Source organism: Rhodococcus sp. (in: high G+C Gram-positive bacteria), from assembly GCF_049591685.1.
Lineage (GTDB): Bacteria > Actinomycetota > Actinomycetes > Mycobacteriales > Mycobacteriaceae > Rhodococcoides.
Genome location: NZ_JBAWFH010000206.1, coordinates 1 through 2,230 on the forward strand (window position 1 = coordinate 1; position 2,230 = coordinate 2,230).

The 2,230-nt window shown below is 63.4% G+C and carries 2 protein-coding genes and 1 pseudogene; 1 reads left to right on the top strand and 2 read right to left on the bottom strand.

The features are described 5' to 3' along the window. Nucleotides 1–289: 289 nt before the first annotated feature. Nucleotides 290–607 carry a hypothetical protein gene (locus tag WBQ44_RS08840; RefSeq protein ID WP_495566332.1) on the bottom strand — a complete coding sequence of 106 codons (318 nt, stop codon included), beginning with the start codon at nt 605–607 and terminating at the stop codon, nt 290–292. Between the two features lie 69 nt (nt 608–676). Further along, nucleotides 677–1,765 (bottom strand): beta-mannosidase, encoded by a 1,089-nt coding sequence (locus tag WBQ44_RS08845; protein WP_495566333.1) that lies wholly within the window; start codon nt 1,763–1,765, stop codon nt 677–679. Nucleotides 1,766–1,992: 227 nt separating this feature from the next. Between WBQ44_RS08845 and WBQ44_RS08850 the strand changes: the two are divergent. Continuing rightward, nucleotides 1,993–2,230, top strand: a pseudogene (locus WBQ44_RS08850) (hypothetical protein); the annotation flags it as partial.

The window sequence follows — 2,230 nt, forward strand, 5'->3', positions numbered from 1 at the left end:
AGGCGGCGAACCCGCCTACAAGTATCCAGACGGCCACGATGCCGACTATCCACCAGAACATCCGGACAGCTTGGCAGATTGTTCAAGATCAAACCGGCGTTTCGCCGGTTTGATCGCAGCCGTCCGCGCTGCGCTCCCCACCTCAGCAGTCCGGCCGCTCAGAATCCGCAAGCCTAGTGCGCTGGGACCGCATGCCGACGGACTGCCGAGGTGGATGGTTTGGTGGTCCGCCGGCGCACGCACCCATGATCACGCATTGACTTCTATCAAGGTTGCAGTTGGTCTCGTCTCACGGGATGTCGTGCTGAATTAGGCGAATACGATTCGGTCGAATGATTCCTGGGCGGTAATGATGCCCCTCCGGTGAGACCACTAGCTCGTCGTCTTCCACATCGCTGATCTCCCACACGTCGACCGGGCTGCCCGTGTTGTTCATCCGAATAAACCAGTCTCGTTCCTCGGGGCTGCAGGCCAGGAAGCAGCCTTCCTGCTCGGCCACGTAGCTACCGGCGATACCGCGGGCAGCGCCCATCTTTCGGTAGTCGAGGCCGTGCTCACGAATAGACGCACGGTTCAGCGCGGATGAGACGTGGAATCGAATGGTCATTCGCCACAAGCTAGTCGACGTCAGACACTGGACACCATCGTTTTATTGCGGGTGCTCTGCGCTCGAGTCTCAACTCCCGATGACATCCCACAGCGGGTCGTTGTAGCCGATGTCGAAGGTGCATTCGCTTGGCCGCGGGTCGGGCACGAAGGCCCAGAGCAGCGCTCCGGCTGTACCGGCCTGACGCTGACCGTCAATTTTTCCTGCAATGCTGGCGGCTCGCGTCTCCACGCTCTTGCACGACCCGGCGGACTCGCCGATTTCCGCGACCAGCAACGGCTTTCCGGCAGCGTTCGACTGCACGATGCGACGCTGCAGGCCGTTCCACTGATCGCCGGGCAGAGCGACCCCGTCGGCGCCGTAATCGTGGTACTGCATCACATCGACAACGGGGGACTCGGCCAGGTACTGATACTCGTCGCCCTGGCTACCGCACTGACCGCCGCCGGTGAGGCCCGCAGTGATGAGGGTCTGAGAATCGATTGCCCGTACCTGCGCTCCCGCGGTGTCGAAGAACGAGCGGAGAACCTGGGCTGCATCGGGTGGGCAGGTTCGAGTCGACCACCCGCACGTCGCATCCCCGCACAGGCTCGTCTCTGGTTCGCCGACCAATTCCCACGCCGCCAAGGCCGACGAGTCCTTCCAGCGGGCGACTGCCGTCGTCATCCAGTCCTGAAAACTCAATCCTGCAGCGGGCTGGGCTGCCCAGCCGTCGACGTACCACTGACGATCCTTGAACGCATCGCCCTCACACGCGCCGTCCTGAGGTGACAGCACCGGCACCACGAGCTGATCGTGCGCCTCGGCTGCCGCGAACACGGCGTCCATCGGCCCGAAGTCGAGCTGCCCGGTGAACTTGTTGGTCGCCAGCGCCTGGAATGCGTTGAAGCGGGTCATCGAGTGCGGTGGCAGCGACGAGAAGTACGCGTCGAGGTCGACCATCGCGCCGCATCCGGCATTGACCGCCCAATCCGTCGCCAGCTGGTACGCGTTGAAGCCCGTCGGCCACCACGGAGCGCCGTCGAGCGACAGACCATCGGCACTGGCGGTAACGCGAGAGCCCGGTTCCGGGGCAGCCGCTGCGGGGGCTACCGATCCGAACATCACCGCAACCGCAGCGATCGCAGCCACCTTCAGGCACCGCATGGTCCGTGTCATCCGACCAACCTATAGGCACGACGCCAATATGCCTGCGCCAGAGTCGGAATCGGGCCTGGTCAAGGTTTCGACCGAGGCGGACGGGCAATCGGTTTCTTTAGTTGTGCTCTGGACTGGCGGTGTGAAAAATCACTACCATTTAGCAAAACGTTTGGTATTGACACGTAATACTGGTTGCGGCGGCGCTTCGACCGGAAGCCCAGCAAGCGAAGGCCGGATTCACACACATGATCGCTCACCGCACCTCGAAACGCGCCCTGGCCGTGGCCTGCGTTCTGCTCGTGGTCCCCGTCTGGTCAATCGGATCCGCATCCGCGCAAGACGTCGACGCGGCCGTCGCCACCTTCGGGCTGAGCGAACTGGGGCTGGGAGGATCGGTGCCCTTGACGGGCGTCGACGGACGGGCCCAGCTCACCGTGCCAGTCCCGGCCGGCACCACCGCGTCCGTTCTGAACACAACAATGA